The 14,642-nt window shown below is 42.6% G+C and carries 11 protein-coding genes; 1 reads left to right on the top strand and 10 read right to left on the bottom strand.

The features are described from left to right. Nucleotides 1-13 precede the first annotated feature (13 nt). The 6 genes from B0O44_RS03650 to B0O44_RS03680 all read right to left on the bottom strand — a co-directional run bounded on the left by B0O44_RS03650 (nucleotide 14) and on the right by B0O44_RS03680 (nucleotide 6,429). Complete coding sequence (locus tag B0O44_RS03650; RefSeq protein WP_110827315.1) at nucleotides 14-1,003, bottom strand: NAD-dependent epimerase/dehydratase family protein; 990 nt, start codon at nucleotides 1,001-1,003, stop codon at nucleotides 14-16. Continuing rightward, complete coding sequence (locus tag B0O44_RS03655; protein ID WP_110827316.1) at nucleotides 1,000-2,121, bottom strand: GNAT family N-acetyltransferase; 1,122 nt, start codon at nucleotides 2,119-2,121, stop codon at nucleotides 1,000-1,002. Before B0O44_RS03655 ends, B0O44_RS03650 begins: the two co-directional genes overlap by 4 nt. Before the next feature lie 97 nt (nucleotides 2,122-2,218). Continuing rightward, nucleotides 2,219-3,424 (bottom strand): serine palmitoyltransferase, encoded by a 1,206-nt coding sequence (gene spt, locus B0O44_RS03660; RefSeq protein ID WP_110827317.1) that lies wholly within the window; start codon nucleotides 3,422-3,424, stop codon nucleotides 2,219-2,221. Nucleotides 3,425-3,711: 287 nt separating this feature from the next. Continuing rightward, nucleotides 3,712-4,308 (bottom strand): TetR/AcrR family transcriptional regulator, encoded by a 597-nt coding sequence (locus tag B0O44_RS03665; RefSeq protein ID WP_110827318.1) that lies wholly within the window; start codon nucleotides 4,306-4,308, stop codon nucleotides 3,712-3,714. A gap of 176 nt (nucleotides 4,309-4,484) precedes the next feature. Further along, a complete protein-coding gene (locus tag B0O44_RS03675) occupies nucleotides 4,485-5,864 on the bottom strand; it encodes a hypothetical protein (protein ID WP_110827320.1) in 1,380 nt (459 codons plus the stop codon). Then, nucleotides 5,848-6,429: an RNA polymerase sigma factor gene (locus B0O44_RS03680; RefSeq protein ID WP_110827548.1), complete on the bottom strand. Its 582-nt coding sequence runs from the start codon at nucleotides 6,427-6,429 to the stop codon at nucleotides 5,848-5,850. The genes B0O44_RS03675 and B0O44_RS03680 overlap by 17 nt, the downstream gene beginning before the upstream one ends. Before the next feature lie 297 nt (nucleotides 6,430-6,726). Here B0O44_RS03680 and B0O44_RS03685 point away from each other — a divergent pair, with 297 nt between their 5' ends. Next, complete coding sequence (locus tag B0O44_RS03685) at nucleotides 6,727-7,479, top strand: DUF4397 domain-containing protein (RefSeq protein WP_110827321.1); 753 nt, start codon at nucleotides 6,727-6,729, stop codon at nucleotides 7,477-7,479. A 453-nt stretch (nucleotides 7,480-7,932) separates the two neighbouring features. On the opposite strand, the gene B0O44_RS03695 is transcribed toward B0O44_RS03685, so the two are convergent. The 4 genes from B0O44_RS03695 to tkt form a co-directional block, all read right to left on the bottom strand. Further along, complete coding sequence (locus B0O44_RS03695; RefSeq protein ID WP_110827323.1) at nucleotides 7,933-11,337, bottom strand: glycosyltransferase; 3,405 nt, start codon at nucleotides 11,335-11,337, stop codon at nucleotides 7,933-7,935. 130 nt (nucleotides 11,338-11,467) lie between these two features. Then, nucleotides 11,468-12,097 (bottom strand): HAD family hydrolase, encoded by a 630-nt coding sequence (locus B0O44_RS03700; protein ID WP_110827324.1) that lies wholly within the window; start codon nucleotides 12,095-12,097, stop codon nucleotides 11,468-11,470. Then, nucleotides 12,094-12,552, bottom strand: a complete 459-nt coding sequence (locus tag B0O44_RS03705) for an RpiB/LacA/LacB family sugar-phosphate isomerase (RefSeq protein ID WP_110827325.1) — start codon at nucleotides 12,550-12,552, stop codon at nucleotides 12,094-12,096. Before B0O44_RS03705 ends, B0O44_RS03700 begins: the two co-directional genes overlap by 4 nt. 10 nt (nucleotides 12,553-12,562) lie before the next feature. Then, a complete protein-coding gene (tkt, locus tag B0O44_RS03710; protein ID WP_110827326.1) occupies nucleotides 12,563-14,566 on the bottom strand; it encodes a transketolase in 2,004 nt (667 codons plus the stop codon). Between the last annotated feature and the right edge of the window lie 76 nt (nucleotides 14,567-14,642).

Genomic DNA, 14,642 nt, shown 5'->3' on the forward strand with positions numbered 1-14,642 from the left:
ATTATTAATACGCTTATAACCAATGATTTGTTTTATACCATTTCAGGGTTTCTGTCAATCCCCGTTCCAAATTAAACCTGGGCACATATCCCAAATCATTTTTTACATTTTTTATACTGCAGGCCCAGTTTACCGCAGTAAGTTCTGCCATTTTTTCTTTATTCAGGGCAGGAGTGTCTTTACTTCCCCTGTACATCATTTCCATTAAAGAAGCCAGGGCATCTACCGCTCCTACCGGTAAATGGAATTTAAACGTTTTTTTATGGAGCAAGTTTTTTGTCAGGTCCCCTAAGGCGTACCTCCCATAAACTTCTCCATCAGAAACATTATAGCTTTTGTTAATCACACCCGATCCCAAGGCTTTCACAATGAGACCTGCAAGATCTTTAACATATACAAAACTCAGCTGCTGAGGAAAACTGCCAATATAAGGCTCCAGTCCCCTGCTGATGCTTTTAAACAAAATAAAAATATCCTTTTCTCTTGGCCCGTATACCGCTGTTGGTCTGATGACCACCAGGGGTAGACCCGGTATTTCCTTTAAAAATTGTTCGGCAAGCAATTTACTTTTACCATAACTGGTTACCGGCCTGGCGGATGACAATTCTTCAATTTCCCCGGATAAATCCTTTAAAGGGCCCATTGCCGCCAGACTGCTCACAAAAACAAACTTTTCAAGACCATCACCCAATGACATCGCTGCCTGTGCCAGGTTCCTGGAATATTCTGCGTTCACTTTATTGTAAATGTCTGTCGTCTTTGCTTTGGTAATCCCTGCCGCATGAATGATATAGGGATACTTTTTTTCTTCAATTTCTTGTTTCAAGGCATCGACCGAAGAAAAATCCAGATTTACATACTGGATCGGAAGGCCCTCCAGGTGCTTTACATTACTACTGGGACGTAAAGCTGCATACACCTCTAATCCTGCGGCCAGGGCCTCAGTAATCAGGTGGTAGCCGACAAAACCGCTTGCACCAGTAATTAACACCTTTTTCTTCATATCGCTTTTTCCAGGATCCTGTATTTCCTGTACAACTCCCCACCAATCTGCTCAATCGGCTTATTGATCATTTCATTATGGTCCAGGGTCCAGGAAGCCTCTGCATAGGTCATTTTCTTTTTTTGGAAAGACTGAATGATCCGGCCATACAAACAGGCTTCTATACCCATTTTACGGTAACCATCTACCACACCCAGTAATAAAATCCGGATGCCTTGTATTTTACTCTTTTGGGTCAATAGTTTAAACAAACCTGTTGGAAACAACCTTCCTCTTTTGATTTTTATCAAAACCTGGTTGATGTCAGGAACCGCCAAAGCGAAACCCACAATTTTCCCTTCCTGTTCTGCCAACAGACAAAAATCAGGGTCCAGGATCATTTTTAAATCTTTTGCCGTATAATCAAATTCATCGGGTGTCATCGGCACAAAACCCGTGTTCTTGTCCCAGGCTTTGTTGTACACTTCCCGGATGGCTTCCGCTTCCTTATTAAAATTCTTAACCTCAATTTTGCGGATAATAATATTGCTTCTGGTGAGCCTTTCTTCAAGGGCAGTAACCAGTTTGGAAGAACGGTCATTGTAATTGCCTGCCGTAAAACGGTAAGCCCTTAAATCGACCTTTTTATGAAAACCGGCAGTTTCCAGCAATTGTAAATAATAAGGTTTGTTGTAAGGCATCATGGCTACCGGAGGGCCATCAAAGCCCTGGATCAGTAAAGCACAGATTTCGTTGGTTGAAAAATTCACCGGTCCGATCATACTGTCCAGTTTTTTATCCTTCAACCATTTTGCCGCAGTATTCAACAACAGGTCCGCAGTTTCCTGATCGTTATAACAATCAAAAAAACCAAAGAAGCCATCGTTGGCTCCATTTATGGTATTGTGGTTGTTGTTTTGAATGGCAGCAATTCTGCCCACAACCTTGTCTCCGTCATAGGCAAGAAAGGTTTGCAGGGTAGAATGCTTAAAAAAAGGATGTTTTCCCGGGCTTAGCAAATCCCTTTGTGCAATAAATAATTCAGGCACATAGTTCGGGTCCTGTTTATATAATTCGTGTGGAAAGTCAATAAAAGTTCCAAGTTCCTTCTTGCCATTAACGGCAACTATACGTTTCATCAGTTTTTATTTATTGTGGTTCGTTTGCCGGGTGAATCCGTTGAGGACCGAAATAACCATGCCCATAGCGTTCAATGGTCATCTCAATCCTGCGAGATTATAAACTAACTTTAACTGGAGTCAGCTGTACTTCTTTAAAAGCCTCATACAATTTATCCACAGCTTCTTCAATCTGTGCAAAAGTATGTGTGGCCATCAAAGAAAATCTGATCAGAGAAGAATCCGAAGGAACAGCCGGAGAAACTACCGGATTTACAAAAATCCCATTGTTGTGAAGAATGTTTGTAATCTGGAAAGTTTTATCGTTGTCTCTGATGTATACAGGGATAATCGGGCTGTCTGTCGCCCCAATATCAAAACCAGCTTCTAAAAGTAATTTTTTTGCATAATTGGTATTGTCCCAAAGTTTATCAATTCTTTCCGGTTCTGATTCAATAATATCCAGTGCGGCGATCACACTTGCAACTGCGCTTGGAGGCATACTTGCACTAAACATTAATGAACGGGCCCTGTGTTTAATATATTCAACAGTCTGCTCGTCGGCTGCAATAAAACCACCCAATGAAGCCAGGGATTTACTGAACGTACCCATAATCAGGTCTACCTGATCATTTAGTCCAAAATGTGAAGCTGTTCCTGATCCGTTAAAACCAATTACCCCAAGACTGTGGGCATCGTCCATCATGATGTTCGCACCAAACTCTTCTGCAATCTTTACAATTTCCGGCAAATTGACCAAATCCCCTTCCATGCTGAAAATACCATCAGCAACAATCAATTTTGCTGCATCTTCCGGCAAACGGCTTAATTTTTTCCTCAGGTCGTCCATGTCATTATGAGCATATTTAATAGACCTCGAGAAAGAAAGCCTGCTGCCATCAATAATAGAAGCATGGTCATACTCATCCAGGATCAGGTAATCGTTCCTGTCCAGTAAACAGGAAATTACGCCAAGGTTCACCTGGAAGCCTGTACTGAATAAAACAGCAGCTTCTTTCCCAACATAATTCGCCAGCCTTCTTTCCAGTTCCAGATGAATATCAAGTGTACCATTCAAAAATCTCGACCCAGCACATCCGGTACCGTATTTTTCTACTGCCTGTTTTGCTGCTTCTTTAATTTTTGGGTGATTGGTCAATCCTAAATATGAATTAGATCCAAACATTAATACTTTTTTGCCATCAATGATCACCTCTGTATCCTGTGCCGATTCAATAGAACGGAAATAAGGATAAAGACCTTTCTCTTTGATTGCATTTGCATCCTTGAATGATGCAATCCTATCGTGTAATTTTTTACGCATGCCTGAATGATGTATTTTTTACTTCAGCGGGGTTCATAATATTCTGTTATTACGTCCGATCAGACCGTATCCGTCCAATCAAAACTCGATCTAATATATTAAAAATATGTTAATTTAAGATGAAACAAAAGTAATTCATTACCCGACTTTATCTATATTTTGGTCTATAATATTTTTGTCAAATAAAAAAATCCCCTTGAGTTTTCCCTTTTTATTGTTTAAAGCTATTCTTATATATTTTCTCTATCACAAATCTCCCGACTGTTTTCCTTTTTTAGTCTAATGTTTTATGAATTCCGGCTGCCGATCCCTTCAATCAGCAGATCGATCATTTCGTCAAAATATTCTCCTGATTCAAACTCAGCACTCTCTATGCTCAATGGATAATGAAGTCCTCTGAAAGCGGTCACCATCATAAAGGCAATCTTATTCATTTTCACCAAAGAGAGATCTCTGAATTCCCCGCTTTGCGCACCACCCAATAAAATTTCACGGATCATATCGATCTGGATCTGTTCATACCGGGACTTAAGATACACCAATACTTTTAGGCTTTCCAAAGAATCCTCCAGCACCACTTCTTTAAACGAGTGGTAATCTGCAATCGCAGTAATCTGCGATTTTAAAAAGGCTTTAAGTTTATTTCTGGCAGTAAACGCAGCATTTACAGCCTCCCGAAGTTTCTTCACGACATTTTTCATTTCGCTTTCCACTACGGATTCAAAAATTTCTTTTTTGCTTGGAAAATAATAGTAAAGTGTGCTCTTGCCCTTGCCGGCGGCCATAGCAATCTCTTCCATGGTTGTTTTTTTTAAACCATGTTTGCCAAAGAGTTTCTTGGCACCTGCTAGGATTTCCGTTATGACCAGTTCGTCTTTTTCCATGAGTTGGCCTACAAAACAGACCGAAATTCAAATTCGGTCCAAAAGTAGACATTTTTTTTCTATTTACAGCGTTTTTACTGTATTTCTGTTCAGGAAATTACAAATCCCGTACAAAAAAGAAAAAATTCCTCTGGTACAAAAAAGAAAATTTACCGCAGAAAACCGCAAAATACTTCCTAAAACGTAAGCTTCAGTCTTAGTCCGCCATTGGTCAAGCGAAGTTCATCCTGTGACAACTTTCCGATAGGAACTTTAATAAAAGGTTCCAGAATAAGGTAATTTTTTGGTGAAATCTGCTGCTTGCGTCCGGTAGAAAAATTAAAAAATCCAATGTAGCTGTTGCCTTTTAGAGGAGTAGTTTCCGAAACACTTTTACTTTCTCCGGTCACCACCTGCTCTGCAGTACGGATCTGGCCCGTACTCAGGTCCTGATAGGTTTTGTTCTGAATGGTTTCGGTCGTATAATTCGTATTCCGTTCTTCACTGAACACTCCAAAATAAGAAATCCCCGCCGAGACATACATTTTTTTGTTCAAATGGTAAACCAGCGACACCGGAACATCTATCGCCCGGATCCTGGCGTCTATAGAAACCAATTTTCTTTTGATGGTGGTATTGGAGGAGGTCAAACTATACGCAGCAGATCCCCCCCCATCCGGGGAAGCACTGTTCAGAGACGGATTACCTGCTGAGGGCAGATTTCCTGCGTTCAGAGCGGTATAGGAAATTCCAGAACTCAGGGAAAACTTCCCGGCCAGTTTAAGCTCTGTACTAAAACCTCCGCTCATGCTCAGTTTAGACTGCATCAGACCAGGGGAAACATCCAATCCAAAACTCCATTTTGCTTCTTTCGCTTTGTCTTTCTGGGCGGCCAGCTCTTTTTTCCTGCTCTCTGCCTTCAGAAAATCCAGAAAATCTTTTTCTTTTTTCTGCTGCTTTTCTTCAGCAGCAGACGGATTCTTTGTGTTCTGTGCAATTGCTTGCTGAGCATCTGTATTTTTTTCAGGAACCGCTGCTGTTTTAACCCTTGTTTCAACCGGTTTTCCCTCCTGCACAATTTGATCATTTGCCGGTTTTACCGTCCCCGCAGCAGCAATCAGCGATCTTTCCACACCAGCTTTGGCCATTACATTGTACTCATGAAGCGCTTTCCCTTGCTTCACCTTGCCCATGGTTGTCACATTTTTATTTTTTGCAAATACCTGTCCTACAGCTACAGTACTTTCAACACCCGATGGGTCTGTTTTGGGCGCAGTAACTCTTGTTCCCAAATCAACAGGTCCTGGGGCGGCAGTTTTTGGCAAAGTTTCTATAGGATGTTTCAAGGTGCCTTTCACCATTTCCGGGCCAGATGCAAAGTCTTTTTTCCATACAAAAGGCACAACCGAACACACGAGCAATAACGCAGCAGCAACCCCGATCCAGGGCAATAATATCCTTTTCTTCTTCTTTTCTTTCACAAAGTTCTCCCAGGCCCCCTGCTCATAAATCTCTTCATGGGCATGGAAGAGCGCTGAGATCTCTTCAATCAATTCTTTCTTATCCGGGGTTTCCATTTGCCAGTGAATGATTTTTTAAATACAACTCCCTCAATTTTTGTTTCGCCCTGCTCAAATAGGTCCGGCTGGAGCTTTCCGGTATTTCCAGACTGCTGGAAATCTCCTCATGACTAAAACCTTCTATTTCGTACATATTAAATACCGTCCGGTGCAGGTCCGGAAGGTGAAAAAGTAATTTCATAATATCTTCTACGTGCAGGGCATCTGAAACCTGTACATTATCTATCTCTATCCCTTCATAATTTTCTACAAAGCTCAGCTGCGACTTATTTGTCCGGATCAGGTCCAGTGCTGTTCTGACCGTAATTCTGGCCAACCATGCTTTAAAAGTTTTTTCAAAGTCTTCTAAAATGCCATTATGTTTAAAATCGTACATATGTTTAAAGGCTTTTACAAAACCATCGTTCACCACCTCCCTGGCCACATCCCTGTCCTGGATATAGCGCACAGCAACGCCCATCAGATAACCCCAGTAATATTTATATATAGGCTCCTGTATGCGCTGATCTCGGGCCTTAAGGCCCTTTATAATATCCCGGAACAGTATATTTTTTTTCTCCACGCAGCTGGGCCTGTCTTTCTGTAGTTTAATTATTGCTTTCCCGGAACTCTGATTTCGGAACTTGTATACCCCTAAACGGGTGTAAGAAGACAAACGCTACAAAAATAGTTCATCTTTTTTATTCTTTTTCTCTATTCAAAAAACAACCTTAAAATCCCTTCATCAAAAAGAACACAAAAAATCTCTTGCCGTCACATTTTAACCAGGCTATATTTTTTTAAAAAAAAATTGTAGCGTTTTCAAACGGGCTCCCGTTTTAGTCTTAAACACATTTAATAAAATTAAAACATATTGATTATGAGATCCCCATTAACCTTTACTAATTTTTTCAGGAAATCTGTATTGTTCAGTGCTGTTGCCGCTGCATTGGCATTTAGCTCCTGCAGTAAAAACAAAGACTATGTGTATACCCCTGCCATAACCTACCTGGAAACTTTCAATGCTTTGGTCAGCACAAGTTCGTTGGATGTCTATGTCGGTGATAATCCGCCTGTAAAACTAAATACAACACCATTTTCCTTTGGTCAGAATACCACTGATTTTTTCAGATTTGGTCAGGGTTATGGACAGGTTGCTGTAACTTTATCAGGCAGCACAACTGTTCTTTTTGCTAAAACGATAGCACTTCAATCACCAAATATCTACTCAGGTTATATTGTTGGGGACAAAGCAGAAAAAGAACGCATGGACTATCTGCTCATCAGGAATGTCGGGATTACACTGGCCACCGGAAAATCTGCTGTACGTTTATTGAACCTTTCTCCGGATGCTCCGGCCGTAAACGTTGAAATTTCCAGCGATGCCACCACCAAACTGGAAAATGTGGCTTACAAAGGCAATACAGACTTTAAAGCAACCCCGATTGGAACCGGTGTTACCCTGACTTTAAAAAACACCACAACCGGTGCTGTACTGGCCACCCTGCCAAATGTAGAGTTTAAAGACGGTATTTATTACAGTGTATTGGCTTATGGTCTGGTTAATGCAACCGATGCCACTAAAATTGCACTTAAGGTCAACAGTTTTGATCCTAAAAAATTCCAATTCTAAAAGCAAAAATAATTCAGACTTAATGGTATAAAAAAAGACCAGCTTTCTTGTAGAAAGCCGGTCTTTTTTTATGAAAGATCTTTACCCGGTTATCGCCTACCCTGCTTAAGGATAAAGGCTGCAAGCATTAAGGTTACAGAAAGCCCGGAAATACCTGGAAATAAAATAAACAAATATAAAAGTCCTGTTACCCCTACAACAACCAGCATAAACAAAATCCCCTTCAGAGGACTTTCCATTTTAAAAGCAGCAATGAGGGCAAACAGGTAAAATGTTGCCGCTAGAACATATATAAACATATGCAAATATCGCTTTGGTATGTTAAGTTAATGTTAAGTACCCTGTTTAATTTTCATTAGAACTGTCTCCATTCACGATTTTAAGCTGATAAAACACTGATCTTCGGACAGATACAAAACTTATATTTTTTTTAGCCCCGGACAGGAAAATTTCCTATCCGCCCTCTTCCTTCACATTACCTGTCCGTTTCAATACGCCCCAGCCCTCAAGCTCTCCTCTTAATGCTTTTCTTAAAGACCTGAACAGCACAATATACATCAACTGCCTCCAGTAAAAGCGCTGAGGGATAATGTACAACAGGTTTTTGTATTTTTCCCTTTCCATACGGAAAGCAAACCAGGCAAACAGCATATCTACCACAATAAAAATGCAATAAAACAGCAATACCTGACCAAAACCATTGTCCAGGCTCATAATGCTTTGTATCCCAGCCCAGGAAAGCGAATTCACTGAAGCCAGAGAAAATAACCCACCAATCAGGGAAAGCAACATAAAGAAATCTGCAAGCGGAGAAAACAAAGGCAAAATAACCTGATAAATCAGGATATTCGGCATCCCCACCATTCCAAAATAACCATATTTCCTTTTCAGCATGGTGTCCCTGTTTTTCCAGAAGCTCTGCATCACTCCAAAACTCCACCTTAACCGTTGTTTCAGCAACATGTTCACCGTTTCAGGTGCCTCGGTATAGGCAACGGCCTCACTGCAATTTTTAACCACATAACCTGCCCTTAGAATCCGCATAGTCAGATCACAGTCTTCCGCAAGAGTATCGGTGGTAAAGCCACCCACCTCCTTGATGACCCCTTTACGGAAAGCCCCGATAGCCCCCGGTACAACTGTAATGGTATTGAGCAGGTCAAATGCACGCCTGTCCATGTTTTGTGAAGTAATGTATTCAATGGACTGCCATTTGGTAATAATGTTGTTTGCATTGCCCACTTTCACTGTTCCGGCAACTGCTGCAATTTCATCTATATAGAAATAGCGCATCATTTCTGTAATTGCATTGGCTTTCAGCTGCGTATCGGCATCTATACAGATCACATAATCGGCGCTGGCCTGGGCAATTCCAAAATTCAATGCAGAGGCTTTTCCCCCATTCGCTTTGGTAAAGACCTTCACTTTAGGGTGGTCTTTGAATTTTTCCAAGATCAGCTGGTAGGTATTATCTTTTGAACCGTCGTCAACAAAAATAAACTCCACATTCGGATAAGTCGTCTTTAAAAGACTGTTTAAAGTCTGCTCAGCAGTAATTTCCTCGTTATAGGCCGGAATAATGACGCTCACCAGTTCAGATGGATTTTCAACCAGTAGTTTCCTTTCCTTTTTAGAGGCCATTTTTTGACGCACAGCCAATACGGCAATCACCAAACTCCTTAAAATGGCCAAAATAATGGCCACTACGAAAATAAAGTTCAGGGCCAGGTTCCCATAGGACAAAACGGTTAAAAAGATATAATCGCCCGAACCACTAAACCCACTGTCTGCATCAGACTTCAAAGCAGGCATCAGGTCTTCTTTCTTTTTACCAATCAGGTTGGCAATGGTGGTAAACTCATAGCCATTTTCCTTAAAATATTTTATAATCCTGGGCAGGGCATCCACTGTAGCCTGCCGGTTTCCACCGGCATCGTGTAAGAGCAAAATATTACCTTTATCTTTCTGCTGAACTACAGCATTAAAAATCTGGTCTGCTGTAATTCCCGGTTGCCAGTCCTGCGGGTCTATCGATTCCCCAACATTAATATAATTTTCAGCACGGCTTTGCGCCACAGGAAGAATTTCCGCAGACTTGGTCGGTTCTGCATCGGCATTATAAGGCGGACGGAACAGAATGGTACTGTGGCCCGTAATACATTCGATCAGTTTGCGGGTGGCATTCAGTTCAAATTTTACCCGCTGGGGCCCCACACGCGACATATCAGGATGGAAAAAGGTATGGTTTCCTATTTCATAGCCTTCATTAAACTCCCTGAGCAGCAGGTCCATATTCTGTTCGGCCATAATCCCCACCACAAAAAAGCTTCCCGGCACTTTGTTTTTTTTCAGAATGTCTATAATCTGCGGGGTATAAACCGGATCAGGTCCGTCGTCAAAGGTCAGTACGATTTTTTTCTCTGCAGCCCCGTATCTTCTGATCGTGTATTTGGTCGGCAGCACCACATAATCCTGAGTGCTGATCATAAAATTGGTGCTGTCGAGTTTGATGTCAATTTTTCCTTCTTTTGGTGTGGACACCAAATCCAAAATCTCCCCTTCTCCGGCATAATCGACACGGTCATTTAAACCAATATGTGTCAGGCGCCTTAAACTGATCCCTGTTCTTTTCAACGAATCAATGCTCAGGTTTTTGGTGATAAACTCCCAGAGCCTTGGGTCTTCTGCGCCCATCCTCCAAATGGCCACCCCGGCAATGCCCCAGTCATCCGCTTTGCGGATCAGGTTAAAATTGGTTGCCGCATCGGTAAAAAACACCTGGTGTTTCAACTGGCCTTCATCTACATAACTGTAACTCAGATTGGCAGAAACGGGGTCAAATTTAATCTTTGCATTGTAACGGTTCGCATTGGCGATGGCCTGCTGATAAGTTACATTTTTACCCACACTCTGGTCCGGCCAGTCATAGCCATAACAAGCCAGAATCAGGATCACCTTATCTCCGGAAATTTTACTGCAAATATTATCCAGCTGTTTCTCTACCCAGATCTGATGGGAAATATCGCCCGCATTGCTCATCTCACTGTGCTGATCATAGGCCATCAGGAAAATATAGTCATTGTATTTTTCCAGGATCTCCGGTACATAATCTTCATTATCCGGTGAAATGTCCATGGTGACCAGTAAATTCTGGGCATGCAACTGGGTATACAAATTTTTCTGAAAGGCAATCAGCGATTCATTGGTTTTCTCTTTGAGTTCTTCAAAATCGACATTGACCCCCTGAAAGTTGTATTGTTTTAATTTTACAATCAGGTTTTTAATAAACCTGTTCTGCAGGTCTTTATTTTTTAGCAGCTGGTGTACCGCTTCACCGTCAAAATGATCCTTATTGTAATTGGAGATCATGGCCAGGCCAACTTTTTTATTTTTATTAATGGTGGCAATGGCCTGTTTATCCACCATATCCCTTAAGGTATCTGCACCACGGACCAGGAAAAAGGATTCAGTAAGCACCATGTCGAGCCTTTTCACATTTTCCTGAAGGTCTACGAGTGATTGCGGGTCCCAGTTTACATAAAAGCCGGCATTGATCCTTGCTTTATTGTGCGGGTGCTTAAGCCGTTGCAGGCGCTGGTTTTTCTGTATTTTGAGTAAAGTTTCTTTTTGTACCTTAAAATCACTGTAGCGGGTTGATTTTTTGATCCTGTCCAGCTGTTTTTTACTCAGTGCAGTATTGGTATTGATAATCGGAAGTGCCGGACTGCCCCCGGAAAGCAGCGTGTAGGCCACACTTCCAACCGCAAGCAGGAATACAATTATAATAATTCTGGTGACCCACTGAAAAGTGATCCACCGTTTTTTGGTATCAGTTTGAAAAATCTGTTTATCGTGCATTTGCCATTAAGCATTTAAAACGCAAATTTGCACAAAAGATTTGGATTAGAACTTATTCATTTGAGCTTAAGCACTGTCCATTATCCCTTTAACAAATCTGCAGCAAGTTGCTGTTTATCAATACCAAACCCTACAAAAACTGCAGGTTGTTTTTTTTCAATCCCTCCAATATCTTTTTGGTCGAGGCAAAACTGGTGTGCTGAAAAGAGCGGATGCCCAGCTTCTGTGCCACCTGTACAAACATAATACGGTCATCAAAATAAACGCACTGCTCGGGGACTGCCTGCGCAATACCCATGGCCAGCTGAAAAATACCCGGATCAGGTTTTCTCATTTTTACTTCGCAGGAAGAGATAAAAGCATCAAAACACTGGTGCAGTTTAAACTTTTCCACCCGGTAATCGTTCAGTTCCTTACCTTCATTGTTTACCGAAATGATCCGGAAACCACAATCTTTTTTCCAGTGTTTGAGCCATTCCAGCATTTCAGGAAGTTCAACAGACTGGGCATAAATAAATTGTTTAAAATCCTCCCTTAAAAACTCCCGGGGCTGATTAAAGATCACCGTATCCAGATAATCGTCCAGGCTTATTTTTCCAATTTCGTACACGTTAAAAATAAAATTGTGCAGGGCATTGACCTCATTGTAATCCAGCCCGAATTTTTCGGCAGCCAGTTTTCTGGATTCATGGCCCCAACCATTGCTCAATAAGATGCCCCCGATATCAAAAAAGAGTATCCTGATGTCTGTATTCTTCATGCTTTTAAATTGTCTTTCTCCAATATACGAACTTTATTCAGTCTTCTCACATGTCTTTCTGCCCCCGAAAAACTGGCTTCCAGAAAGGTCTGGGCCAGCTCCTGCGCCGCAACATAACCTGTAATTCGGCCACCCAGACACAGCATGTTCAGGTCATCGTCCTCTACCCCCTGGTGCGCCGAAAAATGCTCGGTGATTAAAGCAGCCCTCACGCCGGAAATTTTGTTGGCCACAACAGAAGCCCCTACACCACTCCCACAAACGGCAAGACCACGCTCAACAGCGCCTTCGGCCAATGCCCTGGCCAAAGGCACAATAAAATCGGGATAATCATCTGCAGCATCCAGTTCAAAGGCCCCAAAATCTTCTATTTCATACCCTAAGGGCTTTAAATAAACCTTTAACTTTTCTTTCAGTTCAAAACCACCATGATCTGCGGCTATTCCAATTTTCATATTTATGTTTTTAGTTTTTTAACATTGCTTTGGCTTTTTCTACCACATGTTCTACAGTGAAACCAAACACCTTGTACAGCTCTGCAGCCGGGGCAGATTCCCCGAAAGTGGTCATGGCAATGGTTTCACCTTCATCTCCGATGTATTTATCCCAGCCCAATGGCGATCCCGCCTCCACGGCCAGCCTTTTTTTCAGGCCCTTTGGAAATACGCTTTCCCTGTAGGCTTTACTTTGTTTGTCAAACAGTTCCCAGGAAGGCATGCTCACCACATTTGCCGCGATACCTTCTGATTTTAATTTCTCCTGCGCCTCCAACAGCAAACTGACTTCCGATCCTGTTCCAACCAAAATCAGTTTCGCGTCTTTAGCCTCCGATAAAATGTATGCGCCCTTTTCCAGCCCTTCTGCTTTTGCATATTTCTGCTGGTCCAGCACCGGTAAACCTTGTCTGGTGAGCACCAGCACCACAGGTCCGTCGGTATGTTCTATAGCCACTTTCCAGGCCTGGGCAGTTTCATTGGCGTCTGCCGGCCGGATTAGGGTGATGTTTGGTATAGACCGCAGGGAAATGAGCTGTTCTACCGGCTGGTGCGTTGTCCCGTCTTCCCCCAATCCAATACTATCATGGGTATACACCAGGATCGGCCTGATTTTCATAATGGCCGCCAAACGGATGGGCGGCCGCATGTATTCAGAAAAAATAAGAAAAGTGGCCCCAAAAGGAATGATGCCTTTGGTTAAGGCCATACCATTTAAAATAGAACCCATGGCATGTTCCCTTATCCCGAAATGGAAATTCCGCCCGGCCCTTTGCTCGGAAGTAAAAGAATCGTAGTCCTTTAAATTGGTTTCTGTGGAAGGCGCCAGGTCTGCTGCCCCGCCAATGAGCCCGGGAAGGTCTGCAGCGATGGCATTCAATACTTTACCGGAAGCCTGCCGGGTGGCTAGTTTGTCTGGTCCGCTAAAAACAGGCAGTTTTTTCAACCAGCCCGAAGGCAACTGGTCCTTCAAGGCTTCTTCATAGGCTTTACCCAGCTCCGGAAATTTCTTTTTATAGTCTTCAAAAAGTTGGTCCCATTGTTTTTCGGCCGCAGTTCCCTTTTCGCCGGCAGCACGGTAAAAAGCAGCAACTTCTTTCGGAACCTCAAAGAATTTTGCCGGATCAAAACCAAAAGCTTCTTTCACCAGCTTCACTTCATCTGGCCCCAGCGGGGACCCATGGGCACCAGCCGTATTCACCTTATTGGGGCTTCCATAAGCAATTTGAGTTCTTATTTTAATTAACGAAGGCCTTTGAGTTTCTGCCTTTGCATTGCGGACCGCCAGTTCTATGGCATTGATGTCGTTGCCATCTTCCACCACCTGCACATGCCAGTTATAGGCTTCAAAACGTTTACCCACGTCTTCGGTAAAGGCAATATCTGTGCTGCCCTCAATGGAAATGTGGTTGTCATCATACAGGTAAATCAGGTTGCCCAGTTCCAGGTGCCCGGCCAGGGAAGCCGCCTCCGAGGTCACCCCTTCCATCATGTCCCCGTCACTGCAAATGGCATATATTTTATAATTAAAAAGCTCATAACCGGGTTTGTTAAAGCGGGCCGCCAGATGCTTTTGAGCAATGGCAAAACCAACCCCATTGGCAAAACCCTGGCCCAAAGGCCCCGTGGTTACATCAATACCATCGGTAAGGCCGTACTCCGGGTGGCCCGGTGTTTTACTGTTGAGCTGCCGGAAATTTTTCAAATCGTCCAGGCTAATGTCATAACCAGTTAAATGCAGTAAACTGTACTGGAGCATGCAGCCATGGCCTGCAGAAAGAATAAAGCGATCGCGGTTGGGCCAGTGTGAATTTTTTGGATTGTAATTCATGAATTTGGTGTACAGCACATGAGCCATCGGCGCTGCGCCCATAGGCATACCCGGATGCCCTGAATTTGCTTTTTGTACCCCGTCTACGGCCAGTAGCCTCACCGTATTGATTGCATGTTGTTCCAGTTGACTGTTGTTCTCCATGGTTTTTTAATTAGATTAAACCTTTATTTAACATCCGGCGTCCCCCAAAAGTTTTCCTTTAAACCGCTAAATTACT

This window comes from Pedobacter nutrimenti (assembly GCF_003208655.1).
In the GTDB taxonomy this organism is placed as follows: Bacteria; Bacteroidota; Bacteroidia; order Sphingobacteriales; family Sphingobacteriaceae; genus Pedobacter; species Pedobacter nutrimenti.

Coding starts and splice junctions, on each gene's coding strand:
- tkt (WP_110827326.1), bottom strand. CDS start 14,566: ATGGAGAACAACAGTCAACTGGAACAACATGCAATCAATACGGTGAGG.
- B0O44_RS03700 (WP_110827324.1), bottom strand. CDS start 12,097: ATGAAGAATACAGACATCAGGATACTCTTTTTTGATATCGGGGGCATC.
- B0O44_RS03650 (WP_110827315.1), bottom strand. CDS start 1,003: ATGAAGAAAAAGGTGTTAATTACTGGTGCAAGCGGTTTTGTCGGCTAC.
- B0O44_RS03685 (WP_110827321.1), top strand. CDS start 6,727: ATGAGATCCCCATTAACCTTTACTAATTTTTTCAGGAAATCTGTATTG.
- B0O44_RS03655 (WP_110827316.1), bottom strand. CDS start 2,121: ATGAAACGTATAGTTGCCGTTAATGGCAAGAAGGAACTTGGAACTTTT.
- spt (WP_110827317.1), bottom strand. CDS start 3,424: ATGCGTAAAAAATTACACGATAGGATTGCATCATTCAAGGATGCAAAT.
- B0O44_RS03695 (WP_110827323.1), bottom strand. CDS start 11,337: ATGCACGATAAACAGATTTTTCAAACTGATACCAAAAAACGGTGGATC.
- B0O44_RS03675 (WP_110827320.1), bottom strand. CDS start 5,864: ATGGAAACCCCGGATAAGAAAGAATTGATTGAAGAGATCTCAGCGCTC.
- B0O44_RS03665 (WP_110827318.1), bottom strand. CDS start 4,308: ATGGAAAAAGACGAACTGGTCATAACGGAAATCCTAGCAGGTGCCAAG.
- B0O44_RS03705 (WP_110827325.1), bottom strand. CDS start 12,552: ATGAAAATTGGAATAGCCGCAGATCATGGTGGTTTTGAACTGAAAGAA.